This is a genomic window from uncultured Phocaeicola sp. (assembly GCF_948499155.1).
In the GTDB taxonomy this organism is placed as follows: Bacteria; Bacteroidota; Bacteroidia; order Bacteroidales; family Bacteroidaceae; genus Phocaeicola; species Phocaeicola faecalis.
This window is the reverse complement of the sequence record NZ_CAOOSE010000007.1, coordinates 44507-61161: the sequence shown is the minus strand read 5'-3', so window position 1 is coordinate 61161 and position 16655 is coordinate 44507. Positions and strand designations below refer to the sequence as shown.

General features: G+C 43.5%; 16 protein-coding genes. 12 read left to right on the top strand and 4 right to left on the bottom strand.

The window, feature by feature from the left end; genetic code table 11:
• Nucleotide 1 precedes the first annotated feature (1 nt).
• From QYT14_RS07380 to QYT14_RS07370, 3 genes are all read right to left on the bottom strand, one after another.
• Entirely contained in the window at nt 2–904 is a 903-nt protein-coding gene (locus tag QYT14_RS07380; RefSeq protein WP_117462819.1) for an HlyD family efflux transporter periplasmic adaptor subunit, read from the bottom strand.
• Entirely contained in the window at nt 891–2189 is a 1299-nt protein-coding gene (locus QYT14_RS07375; RefSeq protein ID WP_288324776.1) for a TolC family protein, read from the bottom strand. Before QYT14_RS07375 ends, QYT14_RS07380 begins: the two co-directional genes overlap by 14 nt.
• A gap of 906 nt (nt 2190–3095) precedes the next feature.
• Complete coding sequence (locus QYT14_RS07370) at nt 3096–3494, bottom strand: 2-amino-4-hydroxy-6-hydroxymethyldihydropteridine diphosphokinase (protein WP_237039351.1); 399 nt, start codon at nt 3492–3494, stop codon at nt 3096–3098.
• A gap of 77 nt (nt 3495–3571) precedes the next feature.
• On the opposite strand from QYT14_RS07370, the gene kdsB reads away from it, so the two are divergent.
• From kdsB to QYT14_RS07310, 12 genes are all read left to right on the top strand, one after another.
• Nucleotides 3572–4336, top strand: a complete 765-nt coding sequence (gene kdsB / locus QYT14_RS07365; protein WP_237039352.1) for a 3-deoxy-manno-octulosonate cytidylyltransferase — start codon at nt 3572–3574, stop codon at nt 4334–4336.
• Nucleotides 4336–5622 (top strand): pitrilysin family protein, encoded by a 1287-nt coding sequence (locus QYT14_RS07360; RefSeq protein ID WP_288324809.1) that lies wholly within the window; start codon nt 4336–4338, stop codon nt 5620–5622. Before kdsB ends, QYT14_RS07360 begins: the two co-directional genes overlap by 1 nt.
• A gap of 69 nt (nt 5623–5691) precedes the next feature.
• A complete protein-coding gene (locus QYT14_RS07355) occupies nt 5692–6810 on the top strand; it encodes a phosphatidylinositol-4-phosphate 5-kinase (protein WP_237039353.1) in 1119 nt (372 codons plus the stop codon).
• A 4-nt stretch (nt 6811–6814) separates the two neighbouring features.
• A complete protein-coding gene (locus QYT14_RS07350) occupies nt 6815–7603 on the top strand; it encodes an inositol monophosphatase family protein (protein ID WP_237039354.1) in 789 nt (262 codons plus the stop codon).
• 73 nt (nt 7604–7676) lie between these two features.
• A complete protein-coding gene (locus QYT14_RS07345; RefSeq protein WP_288324777.1) occupies nt 7677–8342 on the top strand; it encodes a DUF2461 domain-containing protein in 666 nt (221 codons plus the stop codon).
• 34 nt (nt 8343–8376) lie between these two features.
• A complete protein-coding gene (locus tag QYT14_RS07340) occupies nt 8377–8817 on the top strand; it encodes a YhcH/YjgK/YiaL family protein (RefSeq protein ID WP_237039356.1) in 441 nt (146 codons plus the stop codon).
• Between the two features lie 37 nt (nt 8818–8854).
• The gene (locus tag QYT14_RS07335; protein ID WP_288324810.1) at nt 8855–10882 is read left to right on the top strand and encodes an alpha amylase C-terminal domain-containing protein; all 2028 of its coding nucleotides are present in this window, start codon (nt 8855–8857) and stop codon (nt 10880–10882) included.
• Nucleotides 10883–10888: 6 nt separating this feature from the next.
• The gene (locus QYT14_RS07330; RefSeq protein WP_288324778.1) at nt 10889–12040 is read left to right on the top strand and encodes a DUF6057 family protein; all 1152 of its coding nucleotides are present in this window, start codon (nt 10889–10891) and stop codon (nt 12038–12040) included.
• Between the two features lie 87 nt (nt 12041–12127).
• Nucleotides 12128–13618 carry a proline--tRNA ligase gene (gene proS / locus QYT14_RS07325; protein WP_237039358.1) on the top strand — a complete coding sequence of 497 codons (1491 nt, stop codon included), beginning with the start codon at nt 12128–12130 and terminating at the stop codon, nt 13616–13618.
• A gap of 68 nt (nt 13619–13686) precedes the next feature.
• Nucleotides 13687–14307 (top strand): ATP-binding cassette domain-containing protein, encoded by a 621-nt coding sequence (locus QYT14_RS07320; RefSeq protein ID WP_237039359.1) that lies wholly within the window; start codon nt 13687–13689, stop codon nt 14305–14307.
• A gap of 14 nt (nt 14308–14321) precedes the next feature.
• Nucleotides 14322–15119, top strand: coding sequence for an ABC transporter permease (locus QYT14_RS07315; protein ID WP_237039360.1), 798 nt, complete (start codon nt 14322–14324; stop codon nt 15117–15119).
• A gap of 26 nt (nt 15120–15145) precedes the next feature.
• Nucleotides 15146–15421 (top strand): hypothetical protein, encoded by a 276-nt coding sequence (locus tag QYT14_RS07310; RefSeq protein ID WP_237039361.1) that lies wholly within the window; start codon nt 15146–15148, stop codon nt 15419–15421.
• A 65-nt stretch (nt 15422–15486) separates the two neighbouring features.
• Here QYT14_RS07310 and QYT14_RS07305 read toward each other — a convergent pair whose 3' ends face one another.
• Nucleotides 15487–16584: a hypothetical protein gene (locus QYT14_RS07305; RefSeq protein ID WP_288324780.1), complete on the bottom strand. Its 1098-nt coding sequence runs from the start codon at nt 16582–16584 to the stop codon at nt 15487–15489.
• Nucleotides 16585–16655 lie beyond the last annotated feature (71 nt).

Sequence of the window (16655 nt, the reverse complement as noted above, 5' to 3'; positions counted from 1 at the left end):
TTTACTCTTTTTTTATTTCTCCATACATACCGATTTTTAGATAACCGTCATTCTTGACTGCTATCTTGATAGCATAAACCAAGTTGGCACGTTCATCTCTGGTCTGAATGGTTTTTGGGGTAAACTCCGATTTGTCCGAAATCCAGGTAATGACTCCCTCGTATTCACGCCGGTCGTCGTCACCCAAGTCGGAGAATACTTTCACTTTGTCGCCCAGCTTCAGTTGTGAGAGCTGGTCGGCGGTGATGTAGGCACGTAGAAACATATTCTGTATGTCGGCTACTTTAAAAAGAGGTTTGCCTGATATGGCGAGTTCTCCGGTTTCGGCATATTTAGCCAATACAGTTCCGTTAATGGGACTGCTGATACGGCATTTGTTCAATTGGTCCTCCAGTTGTGCCACTTGGATTTCATAAGCAGAACTCTCTTCCGTGACACTGGCGTTTCCCCGTTGGAGCGTAGAAATCTGTGCTTCCAGTTGCTTTTGCAGAACAGCTATCTGGGAGTCGATATCATCTATCTGCTTTTGTGTGGCGGCATTCTCTTTCAGCAAGTTTTCCGTACGCTTTTTCTCATATTCCGCTTTGCTGATTTGCTCTCTGGTAGCAGCAATCTGCTTATTGATATCCATACTTTTATGGGCAACGGCCTTACCGCTTGCCAGCAATTGCAATTTTTTCAGGTAAAGTTGTAAAGTGTCGATATATCCTACCTCTTTTCCGGCTTTCAGTCGCATGCCTTCTTCCACATTGAATTGCAGCAATTTTCCATTGCCTTCGGCCGACACAATGACTTCGGTAGCCTCAAAGGTACCGGATGCATCATAGTCTCCTTTACCGTTTCCGCAGGATGTCAATACAAGGAGAGTGGCTGCGAATAAAAGATAATATTTATTTGTTTTCATATTGGTTGGTTGTATTTTTAAGTTCGTAAATAGCCGATAACAGTTGTATCTCATGCAATACCTTTTCCTGCTTGGCCAAGTCTTCGGCGGTTACCTCGCGCAGCATTTCGGTGACGGTCAGTGTGCCATTTGCTACCTTTGCCTGTGCCGATTTCTTTATGTTGTTTCGTAAGGCAATGATTTCGTCATCGTTTTTTATCAACTCGCGGAGCTTTCTGATTTCGCTGTTGTTCTGAGTGACCTCAAGATGAGTGTTGAATAAGAAAGTTTCTTTCTGTACGTTCACATTTTCTTGGTCGAGGGCGATTTGGTGGAATTCATTGCGACGGGTATATAGATTGCCGAAATTCCACGAAAGACGGATACCGGCTACGTAGTAGGCTGAAAATTCATTTTTCAGCATATTCAGTCCCGGATTACCATAAGCACCTTGTACGAACAAGCCCAGCCGGGGAAGATTTTTGGCAGAAAGTAATTTGCGGCGGGCTTCCAACTGATTGTTTTGTGCGGCAAAGAGGTTCAGTTCGGGCCGTCGTATTAACTCCGGAGTATAAGGTTCACCTCTATATAATAAGGTATCAACCCTCGGCTTTTTCAACGTGTTTCGGGTGAGGGGGGCACGATGGTTCATCATTGTCTGTAACATATCGCAATAAGCGCGATGGGAGGCTTCGAGGGCGTGGCGTTGTTGGATGGTATTCAGTTGTTCCACTTTAACGGCATCCAAATCAGCTTGGTTGGCTATTCCGTTTGCCATATATGCTTTTACATTATCGTAATTCCGTTGCAACTCTTCTTGCATGGATTGATTTTGATTCAGCTGTTCTTCCAAAAGCAGAATACCGAAAAACAATTGATTGACCCTTTCGTTGATAGCATACATATCTACTTCCAACTTCTGCTTGTCTGCCTCGGATGCAGCGCGGGTGACAGTTTTTTGTGCATGTATATTCCCTCCGTCCCACACTACTTGGTCCAGTTGGAGCATTGCTTGATACTGGTCTTTACGCATCCCACGAATGTCGATTCCGGGTAAGTCGAAAGGAATTTCCGTCACTTCTGATTGGTAGCTGGCTTTGGCTGATAACGACAGTTGTGGCAGATACCCTTTATTGGCATTGGAAATATTATATTCCTTTGTTTTCTCAATCAATCCGTATCGCTTTATTAAAGGATAGTGCTCCCGGGCCTGTTGCTGGCACTCTTCCAAGGTCAGTTCCTGAGCCCGTAACATGGCGGTCGGGAGGATAAGTAGAAAGCTTGCCAAAATGAATAATTTTTTCATATCCTTAGTCTGCTTTATATGGTTTCTACATTTTCTTGTTTCCTTCGTTCAAGGTACTGATGATAGTCTTGGTTCAAGGATTGTTCAAGGTATTTTGCCGCCAACTTGAATTTGAGGAGTGTTTTTAACAGCATTGTCGGTAAGCGCAAATGTATTTGGAATAATTTGAATAATCAAGAGAAAAAGAGGGGAGAAAGGTAGAAATAAGTTTTTTTATCTTTTAGAGCCTTGTTTAAAAATGGCTGAAGTCTTTTTATTACAAAGCTTCTGTATCAGTGGGGGCGTTCCTTCTTCCTTTCATTAGCTGTTGAAACGTTCTGTTGATGGGGAAATCGGTAGTGAATGGGCATTCCGTCACCGCCCCTTCAGCCTCCTTTCATTTGTAAAAAACGGAGTACACAGGGAATTGCTGAAGGCAGAGTGTGAAGGGACTTGAAAAGCACGGATGAAGGGAGGATGAGGGGATGTACTGTCATTCTTAACCGATTGATTATCTGAATGTTTTAATTATAATGTAAGGATGAACGGAAAAGAGGTGATGAGCGGCTTAATGAGGGGATAATCTCACCCGCCACTGCATGAAAAACATGCCGGGCTTTCTTAAAAAGGTGCTGAGGTTTTTTGAAAACATAAAGAGCTTTTTAGAAAACATACCGAGCTTTTTGGAAAACACAAAGGTCTTTTTGCAACATTCAGTGTGAGCTGTATATTCTTAAAAAACACGTACGTAGGCATCGGTCTACACATACGGTGGCATAAGCCCACACGTATATACGCATCGGGCTACACGTACGTACGCATAAGCCTGCACGTATATATGTCATTGAGTCAGGTTCCGTCTATATTCTGTGCCGGGATTTGGTCCGTTTGTCTCCGGAAGAAATGGTCAGCTTGGCAACTATAAGATTAGTATTGAGGAAAATTTAAACAGGCTCTAAGTTTGGTTAGCCCTTGTTTGATGTATTCCCGTTTCATATCTTCCGGTTTTAGCACGACATTATCATACATCAGCAGGTCAATATCCAGTTTAACAATTCCGGCCGCTTTATCTGTAGAGAGGCGTCCGCTCCGATGTTCCAATACTTTGAATAAATCATGAACCGCTCCCGGTGACAGTGCTGTGGTGAAGCTGGCCAACTGATTGCTGAAAGGAGAATGAAATCCGCTTCCGATGGCTTCTGTTTCCATAAGTTCGCCGAAATGAATATCGGGGAAGGCTTCACTCAGCGCTTTTCGTGCATCCGAAAGTTGTGTGAAACGGTTTGTGTTAGAGCCCATGCAAAGCAAACAGTAGTGTTCGTTCATAACATTTATTGCATTAATGCTGCAAAAGTAAGAAATGTTTTTGTACTTTTGCATGATTATATAAAAGAAATGGAACCATGAAATTTATCGGAATTATTCCTGCAAGATATGCCTCTACACGTTTTCCGGCTAAACCTTTAGCCCTTTTGGGAGGCAAACCCGTGATTCAAAGAGTTTATGAACAAGTGGCCGGCATCTTGGATGAGGCTTACGTGGCTACGGACGACGAGCGCATTGAAGCTGCAGTAAAGGCTTTCGGAGGCAAGGTCATTATGACTTCTGTTCATCATAAAAGCGGTACAGACCGGTGTTACGAAGCGTTTACCAAAGTGGGGCAGGGATATGATGTTGTCGTCAATATTCAGGGTGATGAACCCTTTATCCAGCGTTCGCAACTGGAGGCTGTCAAGGCTTGTTTTGATGACGCCTCAACGCAGATTGCCACTTTGGTGAAACCTTTCACTCCCGAAGACGGTTTTGCGGCATTGGAGAATGTGAACTCTCCCAAGGTGGTAGTCAACAAGAATATGAACGCGTTGTACTTCAGCCGCTCTATTATCCCTTATCAGCGTAATGCCGAAAAGCAGGATTGGCTGGCCGGACACACCTATTACAAGCATATCGGTCTTTACGCTTATCGTGCTGATGTGCTGAAGGAAATAACCTCTCTTCCGCAGTCTTCACTGGAACTGGCGGAATCGTTGGAGCAGCTTCGTTGGTTGGAGAACGGCTATACAATTAAGGTAGGTATCAGTGAGGTGGAAACGATAGGTATTGATACTCCTCAGGATTTGGCGCGTGCAGAAGAATTCTTAAACCGACAGGAGGCAAAGAACGCATGATTTTAGACAGAACGACTCCGCCGCCTATTCGCCAATTAAGCGAATTCAGTATCGCACTTCCGGAACGGAGAGTGATGAAAAACGGCATGCCGCTGAATATTATCAATGCCGGAACAGAAGATGTTGTCCGTTTCGATTTGTTGATTGGTGGCGGACAATGGCATCAGGAACAGCCTTTGCAGGCTATGTTCACTAACCGTATGTTGCGTGAGGGAACAAGACGTATGACTTCGGCACAAATTGCCGAAAAGCTGGATTATTATGGGGCTTGGCTGGAGCTTTCTTCTTCAGTGAATTATGGTTTTATCACACTTTATTCATTAAATAAGTATTTCTCTCGTACCTTGTCTGTCATTGCTGAAATGGTGAAAGCCCCGCTTTTCCCGGCAAAGGAACTTTCGGTAGTCGCAGACACCAACAAGCAGCAGTTCCTGGTCAATAGTACGCGTGTGGAAATGATTGCCCGTAAACAATTAAACCGTGCTTTGTTCGGTGCGGAACATCCTTTCGGACGCTATGCGGTGGCCGAAGATTACGACCGTATTACTCCTGAAGTGTTGCGCGATTTTTATCAGAAATACTATCATTCGGGCAATTGTTCGGTCTATATATCAGGGAAAGTCACTCCTGATATTATCCGGAGTATCGAAGAGAATCTGGGCGATGATGCCTGGGGAGAGGTGAAGGACAAGCCTGTGATGCAGGCGGTGGCACCCCGAACCACTTCAGAAAAACATCTCTTTGTCGAGCGTGAAGATGCTTTGCAAAGCTCCCTCAAAATGGGAAGTTTTGTAATGGACCGCCAGCACCCTGATTTTTTGAAAGCAAGAGTGATGGTGACTTTGTTCGGAGGCTACTTTGGCAGTCGGTTGATGTCTAACATTCGTGAAGATAAAGGATATACTTACGGCATTGGGGCGGGAATCGTATCTTATCCCGATACCGGTATTTTAATTATCAGTACCGAAGCGGCGAATGAATACATTAATTCCATTATTGCCGAAGTTTATCGTGAAATGGATAAACTCTGCAATGAATTGGTGCCGCAGGGTGAACTGGAGATGGTGAAGAACTACATGCTGGGCGATTTATGTCGTTCGTATGAAGGTCCGTTCTCACTGTCGGATGCATGGATTTATATTGAAACGGCAGGGCTGGACGATAAGTTCTTTATCCGTTCGCTGGATGCCATCCGTGGAATCACGAGGGAGGAAATACAGAGATTGGCACAGGCGTACTTCTGCAAAGAAAACTTAATAGAGGTCGTTGCGGGTAAAAAAGTGTAATAACCTGCAACGCTGAAAGCAGAAAGTAGTATCTTTGACTTGTCTTATCTATTATCTAGAAACGAACCAATGAAGAAATACGCATATATATTATTGATTTTGGCTTCGGTCAGCACAATGGCTACCGCCCAAATAAAGATAGGCAACTATTCTTTTAAGGATGGGAGCGAGTATACAGGAGAACTGAAAGGCCGTAAGCCTAACGGAAAAGGAAAAACAGTCTTCAAGAATGGCGACATTTATGAAGGTCAGTATATAAAAGGAAAGCGTGAAGGTGACGGAACCTATACATTTCACGACGGAGAGAAATACGTGGGACAGTGGTATCAGGACCAGCAGCACGGTAACGGCACTTTCTATTTTATGAACAACAATCGTTATGAAGGTATGTGGTACACCGATTACCAGCAAGGCGAGGGTACGATGTATTATTATAATGGCGACATCTATGTAGGCAATTGGTTTCAAGACCAGCGCAGCGGAAAAGGCACTTATACGTGGAAAGCCGGCGCGCAATACGTGGGTGAGTGGAAGAATGATAAGAAAAACGGTGAAGGTACGATGGTATGGCCCGATAAATCAAAATACGAAGGACAATGGAAGGATGATATGCGTGACGGAAAAGGTACCTTTGTATATGTAAATGGCGATAAATACGTAGGCGATTGGAAAACAGATGTGCAGGATGGCAAAGGCATTTATTATTTCCATAGTGGAGACCGTTATGAAGGTGATTATGTAGATGGCGAGCGTACAGGCGAGGGCATTTATTATCATAAAAACGGTGATAAGTATGTCGGCACATTCAAAAATGGGGAACAACACGGAACAGGTACATTTACCTGGGCAAACGGTGCTGTGTATGATGGTCAATGGGTTAATAACCAGCGTAATGGCAAAGGCCATTATGTTTGGGCCAACGGCGATGAATATGAAGGCGATTGGAAGAACAATATGGCCGATGGTGAAGGAGTCCTTCAAATGAAAGACGGAAGTTGCTATAAAGGCCATTTCTCTAAAGGAAAGGAAGATGGCAAAGGTGTGCTGGTGGATAAAAACGGCGTACGTTTTGACGGATTCTTTAAACAGGGAAAGAAGCACGGCGCTTTTGTCGAAACAGATAAAGACGGAAAGATTATCCGTAAAGGCGTATATAAATTTGGAACATTGGATGCCTCTCAAAAATAAGAATATGTTAGACTTAGAACAAATTACCAAAAAAGTACGTGAAATAGCACTCCAAGGGGGTGCTTTTCTTCGCAATGAGCGTAGCAGTTTCGACCGTGGCAGAGTGGAAAAGAAGAACGCCCATGATTATGTGTCTTATGTGGACAAGGAATCGGAGCGCAGAATTGTAGCGCAATTGCGCGAACTGCTACCCGAAGCGGGCTTCATTGCCGAAGAAGGTTCAGGCAGTCTGACTGATGAAGAGTATTGCTGGTTGGTAGATCCGCTGGACGGAACCACCAATTTTATCCATAATAATGCGCCCTACTGTGTCAGTATTGCTTTGAGAAACCGAGAAGAATTGCTGGTAGGAGTGGTATATGAAGTGTGTCGTGACGAACTCTACTGGACATACAAAGGCTCGCCGTCTTATCTGAATGGCAGAGAAATCCGTGTGTCGGATATAGCAGACATGGATGAGGCTTTCGTTGCGTTAGGCTTTCCGTATAATTCTCAATCTTATAAGCCGCTAGCCGAACATATAGTGCATACACTTTATGGTAATGTGGGCGGCCTTCGTCTTCAGGGGGCTGCGGCTGCAGAACTGTGCTATGTGGCAGCCGGACGTTTTGAAGCCCGTATAGAAGGGCTACTTGGCCCATGGGATATTGCTGCCGGTTCAATAATCTTGATGAATGCAGGTGGAAAAGTGACCGATTACAGTGGAGGAGAAGACTTCTATAACGGCCGTGAGGTGCTTGCAACCAATGGAAAGCTGCATAATGAATTTTTGAAGATAGTAAGAAAAAGATAAATACTTTGCTTTTTTCTAGTTCGTTACAAATATATATCGTATATTTGTCAAGTAAACGTGTGACAAATAGAACATGGATATATCTATTATCTTTCAATTTTTAAAGGAACTGGCTGTAAACAACAACCGTGAGTGGTTTCAGGCGCATAAAGAAGAGTATTTGAGAGCGCAGGCTGAATTTGAACAATTATTGACAGCTGTTATCGCCCGAATCTCTTTGTTTGATGATAGTATCCGAGGTATAGAAGCCAAGGACTGCACTTACCGTATTTATCGCGATACTCGTTTTTCGGCGAATAAGACTCCTTACAAAATACATTTCGGCGGCTATATCAATGCCCATGGCAAGAAATCGGATCATTGCGGCTATTACCTTCATCTGGAAAATGGGCACAGTATGCTTGCGGGAGGGAGTCTTTGTCTCGATTCTAAAGTGTTGAAAGCCGTTAGACAGGCGGTATATGATAATATAGAGGAGTATAGAGCCATTGTAGAAGATCCTGCTTTCAAGCGCTATTTCCCGATTATCGGCGAAACACATCTGAAAACAGCTCCTAAAGGATTCCCTAAAGATTTTGAATATATAGATTATCTGAAGTGCAAGGAGTTTACGTGCGCTTACATGGTGCCCGATGAGTTTTTCATGGCGCCCCACCTGATGGATAACGTGGAGGACGTCTTCAAGCAGTTGAAGCGTTTTGCTGATTTCACGAACTTCACCATTGACGATTTTGAATGATAGAGAGTAATATTAACCATCAAAATATAAAATTATGGTAGTAGACAAATTTGAAAATTTGGAAAAGTATGCTTCATTAAATCCCTTGTTTGCAGAGGCAATCAAGTTTTTGAAGACAACCAATTTGAATGCTCAGGAATTGGGAAAAGTAAAACTTCAGGGTGATGACCTGGTGGTTAACTTTTCGCAAACCAACCCCAAAACTAAAGAAGAAGCTAAATTGGAAACGCATAATCGTTTCATTGATATACAGATGCCTTTGTCGGGAGTAGAAGTAATGGGATACACTCCGCGCGAGGATTTGCCTGAAACTGAATATAATGCTGATAAAGATATTTCTTTTTACCAAGGATTGGCGGAAAGCTATATCCCTGTAAAGCCGGGAATGTTTGCAATCTTCTTTCCTCAAGACGCGCATGCGCCGGGAATTACACCGGATGGCGTGAAAAAAGTAATCGTAAAAATATTGGTATAAAATAAAAGAAATGACTAACAGTATTAATTATCATATTATGGAAAATACAACTCCCAAATTAGGAATTATCGAAAGTGATCCATGGCTGGAACCTTATTCGGCTGCCATTGAAGGACGTCACCAGCACGCAATCGACAAAGAACTTGAATTGACAAACGGTAAATCAACACTTTCTGACTTTGCGACCGGTTATCTTTATTTCGGTCTGCACCGTACTAAAAGGGGATGGGTGTTCCGCGAATGGGCACCGAATGCGAAAGAAATCTATATTATTGGAGATTTCAATGATTGGAAAGAGCACGGTGATTTTCGGATGTATCGTGTGAAGAACTCTCCGGGAGTGTGGGAAGTGGAACTCAATCCTAATGCCGTAAAGCATGGTGATTTGTATAAATTGAAAGTCCGTTGGCACGGTGGTGAAGGCGAGCGTATTCCCGCTTGGGCTACTCGTGTCGTTCAGGATGAACAGACAAAGATATTCAGTGCTCAGGTTTGGGCGCCGGAAAAACCTTATAAATTCAGAAAAAAGGTATTCCGTGCCAAAATAGATCCATTGATGATTTATGAATGTCACATTGGTATGGCCCAGAATGAGGAGAGGGTAGGTACTTATAACGAATTCCGCGAAAAAATATTGCCTAGAGTAGCGGCTGATGGCTATACTTGTATTCAGATTATGGCTATTCAGGAACATCCTTACTATGGAAGTTTCGGCTATCATGTATCCAGTTTCTTTGCTCCATCTTCTCGTTTTGGTACTCCCGAAGAACTGAAAGAACTGATTGATACAGCTCACAGAATGGGTATCGCTGTTATTATGGATATCGTTCACTCTCATGCCGTTAAGAATGAAGTGGAAGGACTTGGCAACTTTGCCGGAGACCCGAATCAATACTTCTATCCCGGTGCACGTCGTGAACATCCGGCATGGGATTCATTGTGCTTCGATTACGGCAAGAATGAGGTTATACATTTCTTGTTGTCCAACTGTAAATATTGGTTGGAAGAGTTTCATTTCGATGGCTTCCGTTTTGATGGTGTGACTTCCATGCTGTATTATAGTCACGGTTTGGGTGAAGCATTCTGTAATTATGGTGATTACTTTAACGGTAATCAGGACGATAACGCAATTTGTTATCTGACCTTGGCCAATAAGCTGATTCATCAGGTGAACTCCAAAGCTATTACTATTGCTGAAGAAGTATCGGGTATGCCGGGACTGGCTGCACCTTATCAAGACGGAGGATACGGCTTCGATTACCGTATGGCTATGAATATTCCTGATTATTGGATTAAGACAATCAAAGAAAAGATAGACGAAGACTGGAAACCGAGCAGTATGTTCTGGGAAGTGACCAACCGCCGCAAAGACGAGAAAACCATTTCGTATGCCGAAAGTCACGATCAGGCTTTGGTAGGAGACAAAACAATTATATTCCGTCTGATAGATGCCGATATGTATTGGCATTTCCAGAAAGGGGACGAAAATTATAACGTGCATCGCGGTATTGCCCTGCATAAGATGATTCGCTTGTTGACGGCATCTACCATCAATGGCGGTTATCTGAACTTTATGGGCAATGAATTCGGTCATCCTGAATGGATTGACTTCCCGCGTGAGGGTAACGGATGGTCACACAAATATGCACGCCGCCAATGGAACTTGGTAGATAATAAAGACCTGTGTTACCATTACTTGGGTGATTTTGATTCGGCCATGATACACACTCTCAGAGAGATGAAAAACATACAGGACGCTCCGGTGATTGAAATATGGCATAATGACAATGACCAAGTATTGGCATATCGTCGTAAAAATAATATCTTCGTATTCAATTTCAGCCCGACTCAGTCGTTTACGGATTACGGCTTCCTGGTTCCTTACGGGGCATACGAGGTAGTTCTCAATACCGATGCGAAAGAGTTTGGAGGTTTTGGCCTGGCAGACGATAGCATACGTCACCTGACCAACTTTGACCCTCTTTATAAAAGAGAAGGAAAAGAATGGCTGAAACTGTATATTCCGGCTCGTTCGGCGGTGGTTTTGAAAAAAGTGAAAGAATAACTTTATATGAGTAGCAATACCAATTTATCCTATAAGAGAGCCGTCCGCATCCTCACGGGTGCGTGCGGCCTTCTTTTCTCCGCTTTCAGTTTCATATATCTCTATCTGTTTCAGAATGATGTATTGGGAGCATTGCACTATTCGTTGTCTCAGGGAAAGACCCATTATTCGCCTTTGGCGGGAGCCGTTATCATTACACTTGTCTTATTGATATTCAGATGGGGAATAAATGGTTTGTTGGGGTTGAAAGGTCCGGTAAGGTCACTTTCGTATTTTCCCTCCTGTCTATTGTTAGGTGTGCTGACGGATGTGGATTATTCTCTTTACCACGGAGGAAATTTTGCGGATAAATGGTTATGGTTGCTGCCTCTTCTACTTATTATATATGTGGGAGTCGTTTTTGCTCTCCGAAGGATACTACGTCATTGGTTAGACCATGAAGGCTCTGTGGTCGGACTGATTAACTCTAATCTGGCCATCTTGTTGGCACTGTGTCTGATGACGGCTTGCATCGGCAATTCGGATATCAACTTTCATCACGAACTGGCTATAGAAAGTGCTATCCGCAAGAAAGACTATAATGCCGCACGCAGAGTGGGTTACGAATCGTTAGATCCCAGCCGTACGCTGACTGTGCTTCGGACATACGCCTTGTCACGTGAAGGAACGATGGGAGACCATTTGTTTGAATATCCTCAACACTATGGTTCGGACGGATTGTTGTTTGCTTCGTTTTCGCAAGAAACTTTGCGGATGAATGCAGATAGTTTGTATAATTATTTGGGAGCCAAGCCGCGAGCCACAGAAAGCACGACTGATTTTCTAGCTCGCATCTGCCGGGATGAGGTGGGCAAACATACAGCATTGGATTATTATCTGAATGCTCTGCTGCTCGACAAAAAGCTTGATAGATTTGCTTCTGTCGTGGAAGACAACTTCTTTGAGCAAGATACATTACCCCGTTACTACCGCGAGGCGATTCTGCTCTATAAGCAATCGCATCCTGCTTATCCACGTGTTTTGAATGATACGTTGATGATACAACGTCTGCAAGAATTTGATAAACTTCAAAAAGAATATACTTCACCGATAGAGCGGAAGAACCGTATGCGACGCAAATTTGGCGATACCTATTGGTGGTATTACCGTTATCAATAATATTTTTGGGAAATCATTGGTACTTTCCCATGCTTTTTTACTACTTTTGCAGACTCTAAAAAGGAATGTAAAAATAACAATATAGCAATGGCAGTAGAATTAAAAGAACTTACCAAAAGAAGCGAGAATTATTCTCAGTGGTATAATGATTTGGTGGTAAAGGCAGATTTGGCCGAACAATCACCTGTGCGCGGATGTATGGTTATCAAGCCTTACGGATACGCCATTTGGGAAAAGATGCAGCGTCAGTTGGACGACATGTTTAAAGAAACAGGACATGTTAACGCCTATTTCCCGTTGCTGATTCCTAAATCCTACCTTAGCCGTGAAGCCGAACACGTAGAGGGCTTTGCCAAAGAATGTGCAGTGGTGACTCACTATCGACTGAAGAATGCGGAAGACGGTTCGGGAGTTATTGTTGACCCGGCTGCTAAGCTGGAAGAAGAACTGATTATCCGTCCTACTTCGGAAACAATTATTTGGAGTACATATAAGAACTGGATAAACTCATACCGTGACCTTCCCATCCTGTGCAATCAATGGGCAAATGTAATGCGCTGGGAAATGCGTACCCGTTTGTTTCTTCGCACAGCAGAGTTCTTGTGGCAAGAAGGTCATACAGCCCATGCAACTCGTGAAGAAGCAGAAGCGGAAGCACAAAAGATGCTGCATGTTTATGGTGATTTCGCAGAGAAATATATGGCTGTTCCGGTTGTCAAGGGTGTGAAATCGGCCAACGAACGCTTTGCCGGCGCACTTGATACTTATACCATCGAAGGTCTGATGCAAGACGGAAAAGCATTGCAATGCGGTACTTCTCACTTCTTGGGACAGAACTTTGCAAAAGCATTCAATGTTCAGTTTGTTGATAAGAATAATAAACTGGATTATGTTTGGGCCACTTCATGGGGGGTATCTACTCGTTTGATGGGTGCGTTGATTATGACTCACTCGGATGATAACGGTTTGGTGTTGCCACCGCATTTGGCTCCGATTCAGGTAGTTATCGTTCCTATTTACAAGAACGACGAAATGCTGAAGAAGATTGATGCCAAGATAGAAGGTATCGTGAAGAAGCTGAAGGCGATGGGCATCTCGGTGAAGTATGACAACGCCGACAACAAGCGTCCGGGCTTTAAATTTGCCGATTACGAGCTTAAAGGTGTACCCGTCCGTTTGGTAATGGGCGGCCGTGACCTCGAAAACAATACCATGGAAGTGATGCGCCGCGATACGTTGGAAAAAGAAACTCGTTCATGCGACGGTATCGAAGAGTACGTGCAGAACTTGTTGGAAGATATTCAGAATAACATCTATCAGAAAGCATTGAACTATCGTAACAGTCATATCGTAAAGGTGGACTCATACGATGAGTTTAAAGAACAAATAGAAAAAGGCGGCTTTATTTTGGCTCATTGGGACGGAACTCCTGAGACGGAAGACCGCATTAAAGAAGAGACAAAGGCAACAATCCGTTGTCTGCCTTTTGATGCAGATGAAGAAAGCCTTACTCCGGGCAAATGTATGGTAACCGGCAAACCATCTGCTCGCCGTGTACTCTTTGCTAGAGCTTATTGATTTTTTTAGTCTAAAAATAGGGAAGGTCGGCTGCAGTGAATGCTACCGACCTTTTTATTCTTTGGGAAATGATTGAAGTAGAAAATTTATCTATCAACTTTGGCGACTTGTTGCTTTTCAGGCACCTCAACCTACATGTAAATCGGGGGGAGAGCGTTTGCGTTTGCGGTGACTCGGGCAGTGGAAAGACTTCATTACTGAAGGCTATTCTGGGATTTGTACCTATAAATGAAGGAGTTATCAGGGTAGATGGGGTAGAGATGACTTCCCGAAGTGCCGATTCCGTCCGACGGAAAATAGCATGGATTCCACAAGAGCTTGCCCTGCCGTCCGAATGGGTAAGTGATATGGTGCGTATGCCTTTCGAGTTGAAAGCCAATCGCGAAACAGGCTTTTGCATGGAGCATTTGTTGGATAATTTTGCCTTGCTGGGCTTGGAAGAGGAGCTTTACCACAAGCGTGTGCACGAGGTGTCGGGGGGACAAAGACAACGGATTATGCTGGCAGTTACCGGGTTGCTCAATAAATCGGTACTTATTGTAGATGAACCGACCTCAGCACTCGACCCCAGTTCTTGCGAGCGTGTGATAGATTTCTTTAAAAGCCTGTGTGGTAAGGGAATGACAGTTTTGGCGGTCTCTCACGATAAGCAGTTTGCCGCCGGTTGCGACCATATATTTAACCTATAATAAAACGTGTATAGATGGGAACGATAGATATAGATTACACCAGCCTGGGAGTAGGATTGTTGCTTTTACTGATTCCTGTTTACTTCTTGTGGCGTTTTAAGACGGGGCTACTGAAACCTATTCTAACCGGTGCCGTGCGAATGATAATTCAGTTGTTTTTTATCGGTGTCTATCTCCGCTTTCTGTTTGAGTGGAACAATCCTTTTATTAATTGCTTGTGGGTAATTATTATGGTGGGCGTGGCAGCCGAAACTGCAGTTACCCGCACTCACCTGAAACGTCATATTCTGATGATTCCCATCTCCGTGGGCTTCTTGGTAACAGTGGTATTGGTGGGGCTTTACTTCCTGGGATTCGTACTTCGACTGGATAACATCTTCAGTGCTCAATATTTCATTCCAGTATTCGGCATTATTATGGGTAATATGCTGGGAGTGAACGTGATTGGCCTTAATACCTACTATGCAGGTTTGAAGCGCGAGCAACAACTTTACTATTACTTGTTGGGCAACGGTGCTACCCGTAGTGAGGCCATTGCCCCTTTCATTCGTCAGGCTTTAATAAAAGCATTCAGTCCCGGTATAGCTAATATGGCTGTGACAGGCTTGGTGGCACTTCCCGGAACTATGATTGGACAGATATTAGGTGGAAGCTCGCCTCATGTAGCCATTAAATATCAGATAATGATAGTGGTGATAACTGTTGCCTCCTCTATGCTTTCACTGATGATTACCATTATGTTGGCTTCCCGAAAGTCTTTTGATTCCTACGGTCGCTTGCTGCAAGTGCACAAAGAGGGAAAGCGAAAATAAGGTCTTCTGACAAATATTATTCCAATATGACAGATAAAGAACAAATATGGTGTAGGATAGCCAAAATGGAGACTCCCGGTTTTTTTATCACCGCAGACATCATGCGTGAAGGAAGTTCGGAACTGAATGGGCTGGAAGTGTTTATCGAAGAGAAAATAATACAGATACGACAGGGTGTCACAGGTCGGAAATTTACTTTTCAGGAAGGGGAGTGGCGTCTCCATCTCACTTTTTTTCCTACCGACCGTGTGGTAGATGAGCGTTATGCCCTAAAGAATAAGTTTATCAAACAGAGAAAATAATCTTGCACGTTTTATTGGTTTTATTATCTCGTAAACTTGTTTACTGCCGTTGCTTTTCAGCGAAATTACCCTTTGCGCAGAATTATTTTATGCAGGAAATGGTCTTCGTAGTAGTCCACAAGATATATAACCGAATCATTTTCTGTAGCACATCCCGAAAAGAAACCACGACCTTCGGGTAACGGATAACGAGCGATTAGGTTGCCATCCCAATCGAACTGTTCCAGATAGAGGGGATTACTCTTGTCGGCATCCGTTTGCGACTTTCTGTAAATGGCATAAACATATCTGTTATTGCCGAAGCAACTGTAGTAATAGATGGGGTTTTCAAGAGAGGTCTTAGTTCTCAGATGTTTGTCTCCAAATCGAATCGTTTTCGCGTTTTTACCGTCGAAGTCGAAAAAGACAAGCCTGTCATGGTAAGTAAATGTGCGGGCTATTCGTCTTTTCGAGAAACTGTGTACCATATTTCCTATATAAAAGAAGCCCCGGGTGCCCTCTTCAAAGTGAAACGGAATAATTCCTTTAATGGTAGAATCCTTTTGGTTTACTGCGCACATTCCCAGTCCGTCGCCCGACCCCAAATCGGTCAGCATATTGTTGTCTCCCAAATATAAGCTTCCTTCTGTCTGACCGGTAAATTCTGGAAATGCAAGAAACTTGCCACATTCCTTTAGTTCCAGCGACGGTGAAAGGCAGAAAAGCTGGTTGGTGTACAAATTGCGGATGTAGCAAAGTTTGTCTATTTCTTCGGTGTCTATTATACGAATGTCGGTAAATTCGTCCGGCCCTTCTCCGAAAGGCGCCAACTCCGCCGCTATTTTATAATCGGGCAAGGATATTACATGCAGCAGATGAGCACCCTTCCTTCTTTCCAAGTGCTTGACAAGCAGATAATTTCCTTTGATATAGATACCCAATTCCCGATTCTCGATTGTCATGTCAAGCGGAATCTGTTCAATGGAGCGGATGGCTCCTGTGGTGAAATCAGACTTGCTGAACTCTACTATATTGTTTTCTGACATTGCCGGATAACTTATTCCCGAAAGTAAAATGCGGGAATTGGACTGGGATTTGTCGGACGATTTGTTTCCGCATCCCATCAGTAGTCCAATCGTTAGGGTTGCCAGTAGAAAATATAAAGTGATGCTTCGCATAGTCATATATATAGTAGTGTTGGTTCAGAAGGTTTATACTTTGAGATGAGAACAAATATAGAAATTTTCTTCGATTA

Excerpts from the sequence above, each read along its gene's own strand:
- QYT14_RS07380 (WP_117462819.1), bottom strand. The coding sequence starts at position 904 with ATGAAAACAAATAAATATTATCTTTTATTCGCAGCCACTCTCCTTGTA.
- QYT14_RS07375 (WP_288324776.1), bottom strand. The coding sequence starts at position 2,189 with ATGAAAAAATTATTCATTTTGGCAAGCTTTCTACTTATCCTCCCGACC.
- QYT14_RS07370 (WP_237039351.1), bottom strand. The coding sequence starts at position 3,494 with ATGAACGAACACTACTGTTTGCTTTGCATGGGCTCTAACACAAACCGT.
- kdsB (WP_237039352.1), top strand. The coding sequence starts at position 3,572 with ATGAAATTTATCGGAATTATTCCTGCAAGATATGCCTCTACACGTTTT.
- QYT14_RS07355 (WP_237039353.1), top strand. The coding sequence starts at position 5,692 with ATGAAGAAATACGCATATATATTATTGATTTTGGCTTCGGTCAGCACA.
- QYT14_RS07350 (WP_237039354.1), top strand. The coding sequence starts at position 6,815 with ATGTTAGACTTAGAACAAATTACCAAAAAAGTACGTGAAATAGCACTC.
- QYT14_RS07345 (WP_288324777.1), top strand. The coding sequence starts at position 7,677 with ATGGATATATCTATTATCTTTCAATTTTTAAAGGAACTGGCTGTAAAC.
- QYT14_RS07340 (WP_237039356.1), top strand. The coding sequence starts at position 8,377 with ATGGTAGTAGACAAATTTGAAAATTTGGAAAAGTATGCTTCATTAAAT.
- QYT14_RS07335 (WP_288324810.1), top strand. The coding sequence starts at position 8,855 with ATGGAAAATACAACTCCCAAATTAGGAATTATCGAAAGTGATCCATGG.
- QYT14_RS07330 (WP_288324778.1), top strand. The coding sequence starts at position 10,889 with ATGAGTAGCAATACCAATTTATCCTATAAGAGAGCCGTCCGCATCCTC.
- proS (WP_237039358.1), top strand. The coding sequence starts at position 12,128 with ATGGCAGTAGAATTAAAAGAACTTACCAAAAGAAGCGAGAATTATTCT.
- QYT14_RS07320 (WP_237039359.1), top strand. The coding sequence starts at position 13,687 with ATGATTGAAGTAGAAAATTTATCTATCAACTTTGGCGACTTGTTGCTT.
- QYT14_RS07315 (WP_237039360.1), top strand. The coding sequence starts at position 14,322 with ATGGGAACGATAGATATAGATTACACCAGCCTGGGAGTAGGATTGTTG.
- QYT14_RS07310 (WP_237039361.1), top strand. The coding sequence starts at position 15,146 with ATGACAGATAAAGAACAAATATGGTGTAGGATAGCCAAAATGGAGACT.
- QYT14_RS07305 (WP_288324780.1), bottom strand. The coding sequence starts at position 16,584 with ATGACTATGCGAAGCATCACTTTATATTTTCTACTGGCAACCCTAACG.